Annotated in this window: 14 protein-coding genes; 10 read left to right on the top strand and 4 right to left on the bottom strand. The window is 69.0% G+C overall.

Going from position 1 to position 17,911, the window contains the following annotated elements:
- Positions 1-901: 901 nt before the first annotated feature.
- Positions 902-1,249, top strand: a complete 348-nt coding sequence (locus ACF088_RS17890) for a hypothetical protein (RefSeq protein ID WP_392376715.1) — start codon at positions 902-904, stop codon at positions 1,247-1,249.
- Positions 1,250-1,812: 563 nt separating this feature from the next.
- The gene (locus ACF088_RS17885) at positions 1,813-2,100 is read left to right on the top strand and encodes a hypothetical protein (protein WP_392376714.1); all 288 of its coding nucleotides are present in this window, start codon (positions 1,813-1,815) and stop codon (positions 2,098-2,100) included.
- Between the two features lie 769 nt (positions 2,101-2,869).
- Here the strand turns inward: ACF088_RS17885 and ACF088_RS17880 are convergent.
- Positions 2,870-3,634, bottom strand: coding sequence for an enoyl-CoA hydratase/isomerase family protein (locus ACF088_RS17880; RefSeq protein WP_392376713.1), 765 nt, complete (start codon positions 3,632-3,634; stop codon positions 2,870-2,872).
- Between the two features lie 14 nt (positions 3,635-3,648).
- A complete protein-coding gene (locus ACF088_RS17875; protein WP_392376712.1) occupies positions 3,649-4,617 on the bottom strand; it encodes a cytochrome P450 in 969 nt (322 codons plus the stop codon).
- Positions 4,618-5,784: 1,167 nt separating this feature from the next.
- Here ACF088_RS17875 and ACF088_RS17870 point away from each other — a divergent pair.
- Complete coding sequence (locus ACF088_RS17870) at positions 5,785-6,927, top strand: ADP-ribosyltransferase (protein WP_392376711.1); 1,143 nt, start codon at positions 5,785-5,787, stop codon at positions 6,925-6,927.
- Positions 6,928-7,491: 564 nt separating this feature from the next.
- On the opposite strand, the gene ACF088_RS17865 is transcribed toward ACF088_RS17870, so the two are convergent.
- The gene (locus ACF088_RS17865) at positions 7,492-9,312 is read right to left on the bottom strand and encodes a hypothetical protein (RefSeq protein ID WP_392376710.1); all 1,821 of its coding nucleotides are present in this window, start codon (positions 9,310-9,312) and stop codon (positions 7,492-7,494) included.
- A gap of 3 nt (positions 9,313-9,315) precedes the next feature.
- Entirely contained in the window at positions 9,316-9,786 is a 471-nt protein-coding gene (locus ACF088_RS17860; RefSeq protein ID WP_392376709.1) for a hypothetical protein, read from the bottom strand.
- A gap of 622 nt (positions 9,787-10,408) precedes the next feature.
- Here ACF088_RS17860 and ACF088_RS17855 point away from each other — a divergent pair.
- The 7 genes from ACF088_RS17855 to ACF088_RS17825 all read left to right on the top strand — a co-directional run bounded on the left by ACF088_RS17855 (position 10,409) and on the right by ACF088_RS17825 (position 17,886).
- A complete protein-coding gene (locus ACF088_RS17855; protein WP_392376708.1) occupies positions 10,409-11,449 on the top strand; it encodes a DNA-binding protein in 1,041 nt (346 codons plus the stop codon).
- Between the two features lie 91 nt (positions 11,450-11,540).
- Complete coding sequence (locus tag ACF088_RS17850; protein WP_392376707.1) at positions 11,541-12,080, top strand: helix-turn-helix domain-containing protein; 540 nt, start codon at positions 11,541-11,543, stop codon at positions 12,078-12,080.
- Positions 12,068-12,793, top strand: coding sequence for a hypothetical protein (locus ACF088_RS17845; RefSeq protein ID WP_392376706.1), 726 nt, complete (start codon positions 12,068-12,070; stop codon positions 12,791-12,793). The genes ACF088_RS17850 and ACF088_RS17845 overlap by 13 nt, the downstream gene beginning before the upstream one ends.
- A 234-nt stretch (positions 12,794-13,027) precedes the next feature.
- Positions 13,028-14,143, top strand: a complete 1,116-nt coding sequence (locus ACF088_RS17840; RefSeq protein WP_392376705.1) for a radical SAM protein — start codon at positions 13,028-13,030, stop codon at positions 14,141-14,143.
- Complete coding sequence (locus tag ACF088_RS17835) at positions 14,136-15,437, top strand: cytochrome P450 (RefSeq protein ID WP_392376704.1); 1,302 nt, start codon at positions 14,136-14,138, stop codon at positions 15,435-15,437. The genes ACF088_RS17840 and ACF088_RS17835 overlap by 8 nt, the downstream gene beginning before the upstream one ends.
- Complete coding sequence (locus tag ACF088_RS17830; RefSeq protein ID WP_392376703.1) at positions 15,434-16,720, top strand: hypothetical protein; 1,287 nt, start codon at positions 15,434-15,436, stop codon at positions 16,718-16,720. Before ACF088_RS17835 ends, ACF088_RS17830 begins: the two co-directional genes overlap by 4 nt.
- Entirely contained in the window at positions 16,717-17,886 is a 1,170-nt protein-coding gene (locus tag ACF088_RS17825) for a glycosyltransferase family 9 protein (protein ID WP_392376702.1), read from the top strand. Before ACF088_RS17830 ends, ACF088_RS17825 begins: the two co-directional genes overlap by 4 nt.
- The last annotated feature ends 25 nt before the right edge of the window (positions 17,887-17,911 follow it).

Genomic DNA, 17,911 nt, shown 5'->3' with positions numbered 1-17,911 from the left:
CGCCGGGAGGTCTCCCCAGGCCGACAGGTACGCAAGCCGCTCCTCGGGATCAGGTGGCGTACGTCTATGACTCGTCTCCCGAGCGTCTGACTCATTCTGGAAAGCTGCCTGGGCGAGCTGCTGGTAGGCAGGACCCAGCAGGGCCTCGCGACCCTGGAGCGACTGCCACAAGGGGCCCTCGTCCGCAGCGCTCAAGCCGCGTCAAGGGCTGCTAGGTGTCCTTACCGCTGCTATCTGAAAATGATCCATGCCTCACAGGGCTTCGGAATTCAGTGGGCATTGTCGATGACTGAGGCTCAAACCCTGCCTGAAACAGGTTTGAAGGTTCGAGTGTTGAATTGCCGGTAGCGCGCCAGTGAAATGCCACGATCTGATCACCGGGCCCAGACAGTCTTTCCGGGGGCCTGGGGCCAGGCTCGGACTGCGCCGCGGGGCCGACGTCTGACAGTGCATCTAGAACCGCGATCTCCGTTCCACTGCGATAACCGGGGTCAGTGCCGCTGGTTGTTGCACACGAAGTCCGTGCCACACAGCACGGCGCCGATCTCGGTAACGAATAGCGGCAACCCGGCTTTCGCTGTGCATTCCTGTTCTGGGCACATCGCTGAGAACCTGCGCCAGGTGAGAGTTGCACACCCACACCGCGTGAAGTAAAATCTTAAGTGTCGCAGATTCGGGCTTGCCTTCAGTCCTGAGGCATCGAGCAGTCACGCCCTATCCACAGGGGCCCCCGCGCATGATCGCCACATGCTCATCGTGGTGACCTGCGGCGCACAGGGCTCGCCAACTAGCCCGGACTCGTGGGCCTGTCGGGCCGTCTCATGGCCTGAGGCCCGTTGCGCCCGCTATGCGCTGCGACTTCTGCCTACCCCCCGTAGCCCGGACCTTGGAGAGGAACCTAATGCTCACTCCCATAGCAGGCGCCCGACAGCAGGAACTCTTGCCCGGGCTGGAAATAGACGTTCCCTACTCCGGCGGAAAGGCCAGCACGATCGACGAGGAGTTTCTGGCCTTCGACGAGCAGCACCCCTTGATCTACCAAACGCTTGAGAGCCTCGTAGCCGAGCGCCTCGACGCCGGGGCGACGCGCATTGGCGTCAAGGCACTGTTCGAAGTGCTCCGCTGGCGTATCCCTCACCGCGTGCCCGGCCTGAACAACAACTTCACCGCCCTCTACGCCCGCAAGCTCATCGAGCGAAACCCCAACTGGGCTCACGCCTTTGAGCTTCGCCGTCGTCGTGCTCGCTGAGTCGGCGAGACGCAGAGCACGGTGGAGCCATTTTGCAACCCCATTAGGAGACTCCAGTGACACCACGAAAGGTCCGCGGTAACGGCAACCGATTCCGAGCTGTAGCGGCACAGCAGCGGCGCAGCTCCAACGCTAGCGGCACGCACCTGGGCGGCACGAAGGGGCAGCGGGACCGCCGCGGGGCACGACGTGCGGCCATCCGCTACTCGGTCCAGGCAGGATGAACAGCCAGAATGCGGGTTGAGGTCGACCCTGCGTAGCCGGATGCGACCAACAACATCCGCACAGAGCCAGGGGCTTCTGCTACCTGAGTCGGCATGCGCGGCCGTACGAGCACCACACGGAACCAGTCATCCAACTCGATCCCCGATGAGATCTGCCGCCAGAGCCTGGAGAGCACCTTGCCCGCACCAACTGACGCCCCTTTCCCGCCGCTGCCGCTCGTGCGCATGCCACGCCACCCGGTCATCGACGACCCGTTCTGGGCCTACCCATCGGCCTGCGCTGGCGGGGGAGGAGCGGCGCTGCTCCGGGTCTGGCCAACCGCTGAGGACGGTCACCTTGTGATTCTCACCGAGACCGGAATCGGCGTCACCATCACAAACGCCGCCGAGGAGATAACCGCCAAGCTCAGCCGCCACATCCCGGGGAACCTCGTGGTCCTCGAACATTGGCGAGCCGGCAATGGCGCGGATCACGACCGCCTGGCCCAGGTACGCGCCCCCAACGGCCGCAGCGCGCGTTGGCGGGCCATATGGCCGATCCCACCCGCCAACCCCCGCTACGAGGCACACCGAGACTGGATGCACGCCTACGGTCACACCCTCCTCACCGCACGGCAGAACACCTGACCTCCCAAGGCGGCGAGCTGCTGATCCGCAAGGACAAGAGACCATCATGGTCCACGTCATTCGACATCGCTGCGAGCCGCTGACGAACTGTCGAGAGGCCCACGGCCAGTGGAAACGTGACTGCCTCAGCGACCTGACCGACGGGCCTCCTGCTCTGCGTTGGCTCTCAGCGCTTCGGCCCGAGCCCGACTCCAGACTTGCACCTGCCGCTGGACGTCTCTCCGTGCTCGCTCATCGGGGTGCGCCCACTGCTTGAGCCGGCTGTCGTAAACCGCACCCAGCTGTGCTGCCCGCCGATGGATTTCCACAGCATCGTAGGGAACGGAGACCCACAGCCCGAGTGCCTTGATGTCGTCGGCCCGCGCGCTATCCGCCCTCAGCAGTTCCAGCACCTGCTGTCGCTTACTCGAGTGCACCGAAAGTACTCCAGGCTCTTGTTCCCAGCAGGCGTCGGCCCTGCGCAGTTCGACACCGAGCGGGCCCTCGCGTTCACACCGAACATAGATCCGCGAGCCACCCTCCCACGCGACGTCGACGGACAGAAGGGGATCTATGGAACGCAGGTCAGCCAAGGCGCTCTCCATCGAAACGATGACAGTTCTTGCATTGGACCGTAGACGCTACCGATGGCAAAAGCGGCGCGATTGACCGTCTCCAGCGGCTCAACCGGCCCGCCCATCTCACCAGCGACCTGGATGGCCACCGCAGTCGCACACGCTCGCCACCGCGCGCAGCTGATGTCACCTGCCCGTTGCCGCGATACAGACCATCACGACGCCCCCTCTTCAAGCGAGCCCCGGACCCCGGCCTGCTGGCGAGCCGAAAGCGCCGCGGCCATCAGAACGGCGTCGATGCCCACCCCAACGGGCTTCCGCAGCAGCTCAAGGCTGGTGGTTGTCGCCTGCCTGTCGCCGCGAAGAATCCTATCGGTCCACCGCGCGACGGCTTCGTCAAGTCCGTCAACGGGCGTTATGCGATGGACGATTCCCATCTGGAGCGCCATTTCACCGGTAATGCTCTCCCTGGTCAGCATGAGCTGGCGCACCCTCGACTGGCCAATTTCGGCGACGAGTTGGTGCATAGCACCGCCCCACGCCATGGGCAGCCGCAACGCCAGCTCTGGAAGTGAGCCGAGACTGTCCTCGCTTGCCACGCGTAGATGGCACGCCGAGGCAAGAGCGATGCCGGCTCCGATCCAACGCCCGTGTACTTGAGCGATCGTCACCATTTCGCTTGCTGAAAGCTCTGAGAAGAGTCGCGCTGCCTTCTGGCTCAACCGAACGACGCCGCTGCCGGTGGGATCTTGGCGAATCAGATCATCGAACTCGGTCAGATCACCGCCGACACAGAAGTCCGGCCCAGCTCCAGAGAGCACCAAGACACGAGGCGGATTGGGCCCGCGACGCAAGGTATCCAAGAACGCAATCATCTCGTCCATCATGCGTTCGCCGAGCGCGTTGTGTCGCCGAGGATCGCTCATTCTCATATGCGCAACTTCGCCCTCGCGCCGGAGAGCGAGCAATGGGACTGGCACGTCAACTCCTTGGACTATTCGTGGGCAATCAGTAGTTCGCTGAGCTGGCGGAAGGCGACTCGTGGCTCCCAGGTGGCAGATACGACACGAGGGAGCTGCCCTCGAGCGAGAAGTCGTTCTAGAACGACCTGGGCTTCCAGACGCGCCAGCGCAGCACCAGCGCAGTAGTGAGGACCGAGTCCGAAGGCAAGGTGGCCTCCGCGGCCGGGTCCACGTTGAATATCAAATGTCGCAGCGTCGGTGATCCACTTGGGATCGCGGCAAGCGGCGCCGACGAGAATGTAGGCCATCTCGCCGGCCTGGATCGAGTAACCGTTGAGCTCCGTATCGGTTGCAGCCACCCGGCTTACGAGGTGTACGGGCGGGTCCCATCGCAAGAGCTCCTCCACCACGCCAGGAATTGACTCGGGATGGTCTGCGAGCCACTTCGCTTGGTCCGGATGGCGGCCAAGGATCCACGGCACGTTGTTGAGTACGGTGACGGTCGTCTCGATGCCCGCGGCGGTGATGGTGGCGGCCAGGCGGCGAACGGTGGCATCTGCCTGCTCCTGATCCGACTCGATAGAGTCCCATGTGGCGAGCCATTGAGAGAGGACGTCGGTCTGCTGCAGCGCTCTGCGGTCGGCAATCAGGTGGGTGAAGAAGAGCTCCAGACGGGCAGTGGCTGCGTCGGCGACGTCCAGCTCTTGACCGCTGGGGAAGAGTTCCTGAGCGGCGGACTGGGCGTGTGTCCACTCGCGCAACCTGGCGCCGTCACGCCCAGGGATGCCAAGCCAATTCGTGATCGCCGTGACCGGAACGATCTCGGAGACCACGCTCCTCCAGTCCGCGGGACCCTTCACCAGGTGCGACTCCAGCATGTCCAATTGACGCTCTGTGGTCTCCTCGGCAACGTGCCGCAGCTTCTGCAGGGTGGCAGTGCCGAACATCTGGCCCAAGCCCCGACGTAGGCGCGTGTGCTCGGGGGCATTGGCGACGACCAAGGACTGACCAATCTCCTCGGATGCGGCTCGATTCCACCTGTTGCCGCGAGCCCGGCGCCACTGGTGGTCGGGCGTCCGCCAATCCCGGGAGCGCAGTATTTGTCGGCACGTCTCGTACCCAGTGACCACAGGACCCCAACGCGAAGGGATGACATCCCCCAAAGCGCGAATATCGTCATAGACCGGCCAAGGATCATGCTGCTTCTCACGCAGCCTGGACAGCAGAACTTCTACCGGGGTTTGCTCAGTTGCCGAGGCTTGCTCCACTTTTGCTCCTTATGTCGATGGTCAGGTGCTATCGCCCACCGAGGGCAGTCGGGGGGTCCGGCGAGATCGCTCAGATCGGATTGCCGGGACGCCCGTAGCCCGCGAGTGGGCCGGGCGACCTGCGGTTGTGAGCCCCGCCTCGCTCGCTTCCAGTGGGGGAGGCCGCGGTGTTGATCGCGGACGAAGGTGAAGTGGTCGGCATACAGCGATCCTGCGCCCAGGAGCCTGTGGACAGCTGGCGCGATTCGACGACGACATCGTGAGGTTGTTCGCGCTAAGGGATTTAGCCCCGAATTACCCATCTCCCCCAAGAGTCTCGCAGCTCGTAACAGCAAAGAGTTCGATGCATCCACGCCCCGTCGACCGCCACCAGAGTGTGACCGGACGCTGTAGTTTTCGAGCCCACGGCGCGGCACGTGCAGGTGGCACCGCTCATGTCGCCGCAGTTTGCGAACGATGTGCTCGTCGGGTGCCGACGACGGTCCGAAACCCCAGCTCACGGGGTCCGGTCGCAGATAGCCGGGGAGTCGCAGACTTCGGTGTCCATTCGCAAACTGCGCTGTCCAGTCACACAGAGGCTGAGAGCGGCGAATGAGGCTTCCCTCTTCTGATGGACTCTGTCCACAAGCGCTCCAACTCACGATCGCTTCCCCTCGCGAAGGCGAGTGCGACTGGGAGAGGAGCAACGAGGTGTGCAGGTCAATTCCAAAGGGCGGTAGGCGATGTACGTCCTCTCACCCCGCAATGCGAGCGGCAAAACGGGCCTCGTCGAAGCAACTCGCACAGAAAGTGGCCGCCGCCGGCGCAGGGCACCCAGCAGAGGACGCCTTCAGCAATGCCCAGGAATGGGCAGCACGGACCCAGGAGGCCCTTGAAGCTGGCGATGAAGCAAAAGCGCGAATGTTCGCGAACAACGCCAAACACTGCGCGACGACGACCCGCGCGCTGCTCCGGGGCAAGAAGCCGAAACACCCCTATCCGGACTCCAGCGATCCCTCGCTCCTCCACGCGCCCGTCCCAGCACCTCCGCCTGAGGAAACGCGCACGGCACGAGCTCTCGCCAGCGCCGCAGGCATTGGCGGACGCGCACGGCTCATGCCGCCCCGGCAGGACGGGGGACAGACCGCGGCATGGAACGACAAGGGTTTCGGCGCCGCGGCTACGGTCTACCCGGGCGCGGAGGACGACCCCCCGCACGCACGAGTCGTCTTCCACCGCCTCGACCGCGACCGCTACCAGGCGCTGGCGGACTCACCCTGGCCATACCGGGTGGAGAACGGACAGGTCATCTACGACCAGGTCCCCGCCGACCACGCCGAGCAGATCATCCGTGCTGCAGCTTCCCGCCGCCCCGCCAAGCCCTGGGAGCGGCACGGGCTATCAGACGGCACGAGTCGGGAGACGTTGCCTGGTGACCAGGCCGGACGCCTGTTCCCGGAGTCAGAGAAGTGGGTCTCGGGCCTCAACTCGGATCAGCGCAAGTGGGTGGAGTCCTACACAGGCTCGGCCTACAGCACGATCAACAAGCATCTGTACGAGGGACGGAGCCTGGACGAGAGCATGGGCTATGGCTCGAAGCCAATGCGTGAAGTCACCGGGCACTTGGACTCCGCGATTGCCTCTGCAGGGGTGTCACAAACACCCCATCACGTCTTCAGGGGCTTCACGCCTCCGGTTGAGGTCCGCAAAGATCAGCGGGTGGCGTCGTGGGTGCGGGAAAACTTCGCGGTCGGTTCCCGCTACCGTGACGACTCCTACATGTCCGTGTCGCATTGCCCCTCCGTCGCAGCCGGCTTCACCGACACAATGTGGTCCACCTCGGAGGGCTCAGGGTTCGCGGACTGCGGCGTGGTCTTCGAGTCAGTCACCCGTCGAGGAGCAGCAGTAGCGGACATATCAGTGTTCGAGAACGAGGAGCGTGAGCGCCTCATGCCGCGAGGCTCGGAGTGGGTGGTTGTCGGCGTCCACGAGGGCGTCAAGATCGAAGACAAGACCTGCATGCTGGTTCAAATGGCCGACGCCAAGGACGCCCACCGCTACTGATCACAGCACGCCGGGCTTGTCTGCTCGGCCTGCTGTGCGGCCCGCCAGGCGCTACCTCAACCTCGGTGGCGGACCTGGCGGTGCCTGCCGTCCTGCCGCCCGCAGGACCTGTTCCTGCATGTTCTTGCCACCGTCTCCGCTGCGTGCCGAACCCCGCCCACCGTACGCTCGCGCCCCACCCTCCATCTGCCGCTGGGCCTGGCCTCTGGGAGCCCGGCTGCCCAGACGGTGCGACCACTCATGCTCGCTGCGATCCCCTTGTTCCCCCGCACCCGCATCGCGGCGCAGCGCCGGCCCGGAGCGCGCGTGAGCCGCTCCTCGACGGGGTGCGGAAGCGCCTTGGCCATGCCTCGCCGCCCCCCCCATACGCGGACTCTCTGCGTCGGAATGCCTTCCGGTCCGCTGTATTGCCGCACACGACTCCGGAAGCAGCCTTCGCTACGTAGACTGCGAGTTCCCAGTCATCTTCGAGGCGGCGGACAACGATCATGTGGTCGCGGTCCACGCCCCCCGCGCCACTTTGCACCACGGGTACCGGCTCCGCAGTCCGGCGCGAGGCCGCGCTCATCCGGCATTGTCCGGTGTCGGCACTGCGTGTAGACCGACTGTCCTCGCCTTGGCGGGCCCGGCCGAGGGCGGGGGCGGTGCGGCGATGGGGTCGTAGGGTTGCCAGAGCGCAGGGGCGCGGTGCCCGCGATCCCAGTGCGGGGCGCCGGTGAGGGCAACGATCCGCTGCCAGGGGATGCGCAGGGCGCGGTGCCGCCCGCCTGGGCTGAAGCCCAGGCCAGCCTCTGTGACGGATTCCATCGTGCCGAACACGCTGGCCCAATGCCCGGCTGCGCCGGTTGCGCCACACAGCACATCGACGCGCAGGGCGCTCCAGCGCAGCCAGGACACTAGCCTCTCCAGCAGCTCCAATTCCTCGGGCTCGTCAGGCACCCAGCAGCCGTACCCGTCGCGCAGCGAGTCCGCGAGCCGGTGGAGCCGCTCCTCCTCGCCGGCCAGGCGCAGACCGCTGGCGGCCTGGCGGGCGCTGCGCTGCTCGGCCACGGCTGCCGCCGGGACGGTCGCCTCGCCCTCGCCATCGCCGGGCAGCAGCGGGAAGGCGGCGCGTAGTAGTTCCAGGGCCCTCTCCAGGTCCGTCGTGCCGCCCGTGACCGGCCCGCCGGCGGTGAACCGCGGCTCGTGGTACCCAGGTTGGGCGGCTTGCTCCTTCTCCAGCTTGGCCACCAGATGGGCCGGGGCACCCACGACCGCGCTGAAGGAGGGACCGGCGGTGTCCCCGCCGCTCCACGACACGTAGTCGCCGACATCGCGGTACCCGTGAGGGACCACCGGGCCCAGGACGGGAGAGGCGGCCAGGTAGGCCACCTGCGCATCTCGGGTGCCGGTCAACGGCCAGTCCCGTACCAGGAGCAGACGCGCCGCAGCATCGGCAGACTCGGCTTTGAAGTCCTTCTCCAGTCGGGTGCACATCTCCGCAACCGCGTCCCGCCACCACAACGCCAGCTCGTGATCCGCCCAGGAGGAGGGCGTCGTGTGCTCACTGCCGGTGGTACGCGGCGGTGAGGGCAGGCGGGTGACATCGACGACCCGGGCACCGGCCAGCTCCGAACCCGCCGCCGCACGGGCCAATTCGGCGGCCTGATCCGCGGACCGACCGCGTGAGCGCGCAGCTGACCACACCCCACATACCAGCGCTCCGACATCCAGCTCCGGCGGCGGCCCGTACAACCGTTCTTGCGTGCGGGAAACCTTGCCGACTGCCGCGTTCACCTCGTCCAGGGCCCGGCGCTGCGGAGAGTCAGCCGAGTGGCGCACTGCGTCCCGAGCCCCGTTATACGCCTCGACTTCCGGGCAGTCGGCGGCATACACATCAAGGAAGGCCCGGTGGTCGGCCACCAGCCGGTGCCAGGCATCGGCGAGGGTATCGGCGTCATCGGCGAGGGTGGCGTCGGCGCGGGCATGCTCCAGCCACTGCGTGACCTGCATATCGTCGCCGGGCTCGTGGCGGGCGGCGTTGCGGGCGTAGCCAAGCCAGGTCCGCGGCTCGCGGTCGGTCATCGTCCGGTCCAGGACGTCGCGGCGGTGCGCCGCGAACGCTGCCGCCCGCCACAGCGCGTCGAGGGTGGGCGGCAGGACGATGGTGCACTTCTTGCAGACCCGGTCGAAAACCTCGAACAGGGGGTAGGTGGCGGCATCGTCGGCTGGCTTGGAGTGCTGGCAGGCACCGTGGTGGTAGCGGCGAAGGTCTGAGGGCGGCACGTGGAATTTCGCTGTGCCGCGGCCGCCGGTCAGGGCGATCCGGATCTGGGCGAGGGCGGGCAGCGCGACACCCAGGCCCGCCAGGCCGCGCCGCGAAATTCCCGGAAATGTACCGCCCACCGCTCAACTCCCCCCAGACACCAGGACCGGACGGGTGCCCAGCGCGCCACAGACGCACGGCGGGGAGACGGTGTCCAGGCGGGCGGGGAAGACCCTCGACCAGGCCAGCAGCGATGCCGTCCACCGCTCGGCAAGGAGCTCGTGCACCTTCTCCTCGTCGGCTCGCCCCTGCGGGCCGACGAGGAGAGCGTCGGCAAGACCGTGGCACGCGATGTTCAACAGATCCTCCCGCTCACGGCACGACTGACCAAGCGGATTCTCGGCCGCCGCGCTCAGGCACCGGTACGACTCTGCCGCGAACTCACGCTTCACCAGGTCGCCGCAGGCACCCATCGCCTCAAGGACGTCTGCAGCCACCTCCCTCAGGTACTTCGTGGCGTACACAGCGGCCTCGCCGCCGGCATGCAGGGCCCGAGCGTCGTAGGCGAGCAGGGCACGCCGCAAAGGTTCGTCGAGAGCCAGGGCATCAGTCACGCCTGAAGCCTAGTGGCCTCAGCGGGGCGCTTGAACCGTCGCGGGCATTCAGCGAACCGGTTGCGCAATCCGAATATGACCTCCGCGATTCGCTCGAACGCCAGAGCTGTGGACCCTGGTTCGCAGTTGGCCAGCGCTCGGTCGGGAACACGGCGGTGTGCCGTGAACGCGGCTGCTCGCCACAGCGCGTCGGGGCGGCCAATAGAACCATGACGCAGTTCGTGCCCACCCGATCGAGCAACCCTCCAGCCGCGGCCTCTCCGGCGGGTTTGGGGCGCCGCCGGGCGGCGGCGCACCCTGTCCGGGTGCCCTTGGCCAGACAGGCGCTCAGTGATCGCGCTCCACGCTGCAGGGCCCGGTCGTCTCGTGCATCAGCGCCGGTCCTTAGCGCCCCATCGACCTGGCGTATTCGCTCTGGCGCGATCCTGTGATTACTGTGTCGCCGCGAAGCCCATGTGGGCTCGCTGAAGGGACCAAACCCGCGATCGGCGCACATCCCCCACGGACGAGCACGGAGCCCGATGGTTATGCGAGCACCCCGGTGACGCTGGGGACAGACCGCGAGGGCGACGGCTCGATAGGGCACCGCCTTGCCGAGTGGCGAGCGCGCCGCGGGATCGCGGTGGCTGAACTCGCGCGGTGCCCCGGGCTCACCGAGCAACTGATCGTCGACCTCGAGGACGGACGAGACTGGGTCGACCAACATCACATTCTGTGCTCGCTGGCGTCCGGCCTGCGCCTCGATCCTCTCGACCTGACTGGACAGCCGTACGCGCCGTGCGGCCCGCAGCATGCCGCCGTACGTGCCGCCGCCTGGCAACTGCGTCGCCACGTGTTCCACTCCAGCCCCGGCAGGCCAGTGGACCCCTGTCAGGCTCAAGTCCAACTGCGGTCCGGAGTTGAGGAAGCCCGAGACGCTCAAGCGGCAGGCGATGAGCACGTGCTCGCGCTCCAAATCCCCCCGCTTCTGGAGCTCGCCGACCAGTTGGCAGCCGCCAGCGGAGATCATCAGGAGACCGTGACAGCGCGGCATCTCGCCTACGTGGCCGCGGCCGGTCTGCTGCGCCGCCTGGGCTACCGGGACCTGGCGTGGAGCCTGCTCCAGCGAACCCGCCTGACCGACATCGGTGACCAGGCCGCAGAGGCCGAGGAGGTGCGACTGCTGACGAGCATGGGGATGCCCGGCGCCGCCGGCGATCGCGCTGAGCAGCACGCAGCCACGGTGCGGTCCGTCGGGCTGCTGTGCGCGGCCGCATTCGCCCACGCCGCAGCAGGCCAGCGGCAACACGCAGAGCAGCTGCTCGAGGAGGCTGCTGGCCGCGTCACCATCGAGGCTGAGGCAGCTGAAGTGACGGTGGCCAGGGCGGGCAGCGCGATGCAGTTCGGCGACTGGGACCAGGTCCTGGAACTGGAGGCGGCTGCTGCCTCGATGCCGTCGGCCCGGCGAGCCGACCTGCTGCTACTCGTGGCGAGCATCTGGGCCAGACGCGGGGAGATCGGCCCAGCGATCCAGCGACTGGCCGCCGCCGAGGAATCAGCTGCGCTGTACGTCAGGCTGGACCCGCTGGCCCGTGAACTTCTCTGTGCCCTCCGGGCTCGCGCCCGGGATGCGGCTGGTGTCCGGGTGCTTGCACGGATGGCGGGCAGTCTCGGGATGAAGTGACCCGGGTCCCTTCGAGGAATGCCCGTCTGCCCGTCCGTACCGAGCCGATCCGGTCTAGCCTGTTGACCTTCTGCATGTGGGGCGGGCGTTGATGGATGAGCAGCAGTCACACCGGGCCAAGACGATCGGGGCTGGCCTGCGCACGCTGCGGCACCAGCGCGCGGTGAGCCTGAAGAGCCTGGCGCAGCAGACCGGAATCTCCCAGGGCTACCTGAGCATGATCGAGAACGGCAAGCGGCTGCTCGACAGCACGATGTTCATCAACGCGATCGCCGACGTCTTGCGTATCTCTCCCGCCGAACTGACCGGCCAGCCGGTCGCGCCGATGGATCCGAGCACCGGAGGCGCGCACGCCATGATCCCCGCGCTCAGGATCGCCCTCATGGGGCTGCCGGCCCCGACGTCGTCCGGGGAGCGGCTCCCGGCGGCTCGGCTCCAGCTCCTGACGGCCCGGGTCGCGCGGGCCAACAACCTCTACCACGCCTCCGAGTACGGCACGCTCGCCACCGAACTACCCGCGCTGCTGTCGGATTTACGAGCCGCGGCCGACGCCCGGCAGGGGGCCACGCGCGGCGCCGGATGCTGCGGTTGCTGGCCGGCACCTACCATCCGGCGTGCGTGCTGCTGCTGAAGTACCTGGGGTACCCCGACCTGGCCTACGTCGCGGTCACGCGCGCCGCCGAGGTGATTGCCGAGCTGGAGGACTCGCAGTACTCGGCCCTGTCGGACTTCTTCACCGCGCACGTGCTGCTGGCGGCCGGCAGCCCGGAGCAGGCCCTCGCGCACACGGCGACCGCCATTTCGGTGCTGGAGCGTCAACGCGGGGGCGCACGCGCCCTACATGCGCTACTGGGCGAGCTCCACCTGATCTCGGCCACTGCCATCGCCCGCGACAAGGCCCGCGCGGGCGAGGTGCGACGCCTCGATGTCGAGACCCACCTCACCGAGGCCAAGCGGCTCGCCCAGTTCACCGGCGAGACCTGGGACTGGCACTTGAATTTCGGGCTCACCAACGTCGGCATCCACCGTGTCAGCCTCAACGCCGCCCTGGGCCGGCACAGCGCTGCCGTGCATGCCGGGGACGCGCTGAACCCCGAGATGATCACTGCCCCGGGCCGCCGCATGGCCTACCACGCCGACCTGGGCAAGGCCCTGGCGCACCTTCGCGGCCGGGAGCCGGACGCCACCCGCGAACTGCTGCTGGCTGAGAGGGTTGCACCACAGCGTCTACGGGCGGACCCGCTCGCGCGGGAATGTGTCACCTACCGCCTGGGCCGACCGATGCCCTCCCACACCCGTCGTGACCTGCGCGGTCTGTCTCACCGGATCGGCGTGCCGACCTGACCCGCACCGGCCAACCGCGACGAGAGATGCGCAGGGAGCCGAGGGTTCACCGTGGTGAACCCTAAACGTGATCACCTCGCTACGGTTAGTGTCTGCTCTTGATGGGGCTGGAGATGTGCGGGCGGCCTTCCCGTGCCCGGCAACTCCCGGTCTCCTTAAGGGCCCGTGATGGCTGTGCGGCGCTTCCGGTCCGCGCGCACGCCCGGACGACCGACCGGGGAACGAGGGACTTCCATGCCCGAGCACGCTCCCGGGACTGAGGTGCGGGTGACCGATCTGCGAAGACGGATCGGTGACTTATCCCTGCGACTGCGCACTTCCGGAACCCAGATCAAGCCGGCCGAGCCGCGGTTCACCGACTACGACAAGATCCGGCTACCCGGCGGCGAGCTGGTGGGCCGCAAGAAGGTCATCGTCATGTCGGGCGGGTGCAGCGTGCCGACGTGCACGATGTGCCCCTTCACCAACTACAACAACTACGGCCTCGACGACGGCTCCTCGAGCGAGAGCCTGCTGGACCAGGTGCGGCGCACGCTGACCCGGACGGAGGGCGAGCCCGCGTACGAGGTCCTCTCCCTCTACAACGACGGGAGCTTCTTCGCGCCGAAGGAGATCCCCCGCGACGTTCAGGTGGAGATCGCCCGCCTGGTCGCGGCGGCCGGGGTCAGGCACCTCGTGGTCGAGTCGCTGCCGCAGTTCGTGACCGAGCCGGTGCTGGCACCGTTTGTGGAGGCGCTCGGCGGGGTGCGGCTGGAGATCGGGATCGGCCTGCAGTCCGCCGACGAGCTGGTGCGCGAGACGCTGGTGAACACCCGCATCTCCCAGAAGTCCTTCGAGCGGGCCCTGTCGGTGATGGCCGGCCTCGGGGTCGACCCGAAGATCTACCTGATGATCAAGCCGCCGTTCCTGAGCGAGGGCGAGGCGGTGACCGACGTCGTGAAGTCGGTGGACTACCTGACCGGGCTCGGCGTGCGCGGGATGACGCTGTGCCCCACGCGGGTCTCGCGCCACACGGTGGCCTGGGAGCTGTGGCAGGCCGGCCAGTACACGCCGCCGAACCTGTGGACGGTGGTGGAGGCGGTGCGTCTGGTCCACGAGCGGCTCGCGGTGCGTGTGGCGTGCGTGAACCTGCGCGGCAGCGACTTCGAGTCGGTCTTCCCCGACGCGTGCCCGGCCTGCGCCGACACGGTGGTCGACGCGCTGATGCGGTTCGGGGAGAGCGGCGATGCCGGCGACCTGCCCGCGGACTGCTCCTGCCGGCCGCCGCTGAAGGTGACCGCCCTCGACCACGCCGCCATCACGGCTCGCGCGGGGCGGCAGCTCAACGCCTTGGAGCGCGCCGGTGTCTGACCAGCACGCCGCACTTACCCCCGCGGCCGTACTCCCGCGGCATCCGGCGGACGGCTTCGCCGCCGATCCGCTCGGCGTGCTGGACGAGGGGCATCGCCGGCATGGTCCGGTCTTCCGCATGCCCGTCGACGGCGTGGACACCGTGCTGGTCGGCACCTGGGCGGGGCTAGGCGAGCTGTTCGCGGCCGAGCGCGGCCGCCTGGACGTGCTCAACACCCCGCTGGTCCACGACCTGTTCGGTCGCGCCCTGTTCAACCTCACCGCGGACGGCCACGGCGAGGCTCGCCGCCGACTGCGCCCGGCGCTGTCCGGCCGGGCGCTGCCCGGCTACGTGCCGTCCCTGCTGGACGTGGTCGGCCCGGCCACCGACCGGTGGGCACGGCACGGCACCGAGGATCTGCACGGGCAGGTGCGCGAGCTCACCAGTGCGATGAGCGCCCGTGTGCTGCTCGGCATCACCCCCGGGGAGGTGGACGCGGCACAGTTCGCCGCCGCCTTCGAGGAGTTCGTCGCGGCGACCGGTGCGCCGCCGGGCCCGGCCCGGTACGCGGACCGCCGGTACTGGGCCGGCCGGTCGGCCCGCCGGGGCCTGCACGCCCTGTTCGCCCGACGGGCCGCCCAGACCGCCGGGGACGCGACGGGCGGGTCGGCGCTTGCCGGCTTGGTGGCGGCGTTCGCGGGCGCCCCGGCCGAGGCGGGGCCGCTGGAGGACCATCTGCTGGCGCTGCTGATCGCTGCGCGGGAGACGACGGCGAGCCTGCTCACCTGGTGCCTGGTGGAGCTGGCCGGCAACCGCGAGCACGCCGAGCTCGCGGCGGCCGAGGCCCGCACGACTGCGGCTGATCCGGACCGGCTTGTGGCGCGCGACGGGCTGCCGGTGCTCCGGTCGGTGCGCGCCGAGAGCCTGCGCCTGCACGCGCCGAACCTGCTGTCGATGCGGGAGGCGGTCTGCCCTCTCACGCTGGCTGGCCACCGGATCGAGGAGGGCACACGGGTGGCCTACTCCCCGTCGGCCGGGCACTTCGATCCCGAGGCATTCCCGCGTCCCCGGCAGTTCCGGCCGGGCCGGTTCCTGGCCGGGCAGGCCAGCGCCTCGCGGCTGTGGGCGTTCGGCGGGGGCGCGCACGCGTGCCTGGGCCGGCCGCTCGCCGAGCTGATGGCCCTGGCCGTCATGGCCGCCACCCTGCAGCGGGGACTTCCGCGTCTGCCCGCCGGCCCCCCGGCCCGAATCAGCTTCCGCCCCGCCAAGGCCCCCACCGACCCCCTGCCGTTCGCCCTGGAGTCCGCTTCATGACCCGCACCCCGCCCGACGCCCTCGCCGCCCTCAGCCAGGCGGCCGCTCACCACGCGGCCGGCCGCCACCAGCTGCACCTGGTGCCCAGCGAGAACCGGCTGTCGCTCGCCGCCCGCCTCCCGCACCTGATGGACGCCGCCGTCCGCTACGCCTTCCCCGGGCCGAAGGACGGGAGCGAGAACTGGGCGTGGCCGGGCCGCCAGGACCTCATCGACGTCGAGCAGGCCGCGGCCGCACGGCTCGGCGCCCAGCTGGGCGCCGAGTTCCTGAACCTCAAGCCCGTCTCCGGGGTGTCCGCATTGACCGTGGCGCTCTCGGCGCTGGCGAAACCGGGGACCAAGGCATTCAACCTGGCGGAGCGCGACGGTGGGCACGGCTCGACCCGCTTCATCGGTACCCGCCTGGGCCTGCAGATGAAGGACCTCCCCGTCGACCCGGCGACCTGCACCCTCGACCTCGACGCCGTCGACCGTGCGCTCGGCACCGGGCCGCGGCCGGAGCTGGTGTACCTGGACGCGTTCATGTGCCTGTTCCCCGTGGACCTGTCGGGCCTGCGGGAGATCGTCGGACCCGAGACGGTGATCCACTACGACGCCTCGCATACCCTGGGCCTGATCGCCGGCGGCGCCTGGCAACAGCCGCTCGTCGAGGGCGCCGACAGCCTTGGCGGCTCCACCCACAAGACCTACCCCGGCCCGCACAAGGGCCTGCTGGCCACCAACGACGCTGGCCTCGCGGCCCGGCTGGACGAGCACGCCTCGCACTTCGTCTCCCACCAGCACCCGGCCGACGTCGTCGCCCTGGCCGTGGCCGCCGCCGAGATGGACGACCGCGGCCCCGCGTACGCGCATGCCACCGTCGCGAACGCCCGTCGGCTGGGCGCGGCGCTGGCCGGGCGCGGGTTCACGGTGTCCGGGGAGAGGGCCGGGTTCACCGACTGCCACCAGCTGTGGATCGACATCGCGCCGCTCATGGACGCCGAGCAGGCGTCCCGTCGCCTGTTCGAGGCCGGGATCGTCGTCAACGCGATCCCGCTGCCGCACATCACTGCGCCGGCCGGGCTGCGCCTGGGAGTGCAGGAGGTCACCTGGGCCGGGATGCGCGAGGACGGCATCGACGAGCTGGCCGAGGTGTTCACCGCAGTGCTGCGCGACGGCCAGGACCCGGCCATCGCCGCGGCACGCACTCAAGCCCTGGCCGAGGCGCTGGCGTCGGAGGCCGGGCCGGAGGAGCAGGTGCTGCGCGTCGCACTCGCCGCGGCCGGGATCGGCGGTGCCGCGTGATCCCCGATCAGATCCCGGCCAAGGGTGCCTTCCTCGGGCCCGTCCACACCATCGAGACGTTCGAGATCCGGCCGGACTGCCGGCACTTCGCTGGGGGGATGCCGTGCCGGTTCTGGCGGCCGTGCCACCGCTGCCCGCACCACGACCCGGTCGATCACCGGGTGCTGATCGTGATGCTGGGCCTGCTGGGCGACATGCTCATCGCCTCCCCGCTGCCCAGGCGGATCCGCGACGAGCACCCGCACGCGCACGTCGCCTGGCTCGTCGACGAGGCGAATGCGCCGATCCTGCGGATGAATCCCTACGTGGACGAGGTCCTCGTCCACGACTGGGAGGCCGCCGCCCAGCTGCCCTCGCGCCGCTTCGACGCGGTGTACTCCTTCGAGCGGACCCCGTCGGCGGCGGCCCTGGTCGACCGGCTCGACGCCGGTCACAAGGCCGGGCTTGCCTTCGGCGGCCCCCACCACGGCCTGTACGCGATGGGCGAGGCCGCGCAGCAGTTCTTCCGGCAGAACACCTGGAACGACTACCGCACCCTCACCAACGAACAGACCTGGACGGAGCTGTACTTCGCCGTCGCCGGGTACACCTACGCCGGCGAGCCGTACGTCCTGAAGGTGCCGCAGGAGGCCCAGCGGCGGGCGGCCGGGCTGCTCGGGCAGCGCACTGGCCCGCGGGTGTGCCTGAACCTCGGCGGGTCGCTGGTCACGAAACTGTGGCCCCAGCGGCACTGGGTCGACCTCTCCGACGGCCTCCTGGAGCACGGGGCGCAGCTGGCGGTCCTGGGAGGCCCGACCGACCGGGCCGCCTGCGAGGCGCTGGTGCGGCACCTGCGGATGCGCGGCGCCGACGAGACGCGGGTGGCGTACGCGCCGCTCACCCTGGAAGAAGCCTCCGCGCTGCCGGGCCTCGTCGACGCCGTCGTGACCGGCGACAGCTTCGGCTTCCACCTCGCGCTCGCCCACGACCGGCCCACCGTGCTGCTGCTCGGGCCGTCCAACGGCGCCGAGGTCATCCCCAAGCACGCCCCGAACGTCACCGCGCTGCGCTCGACGCTGGCGTGCTCGCCGTGCGCCCACCAGGCCGCCTGCGGCGGCGTCGGCGGCTGCATGGACACCATCGACCCGCTGGCCGTCCTCAAGGCGACCCTCGACCACCTGACCTGACCACCCCACACCGCCCGGCCGCCGC

The sequence above is a fragment of the Streptomyces sp. NPDC015125 genome (assembly GCF_043080045.1).
Taxonomy (GTDB): Bacteria; Actinomycetota; Actinomycetes; order Streptomycetales; family Streptomycetaceae; genus Streptomyces.
Note: the sequence above shows the minus strand (reverse complement) of the source record. Positions and strands in the feature narration are given on the sequence as shown.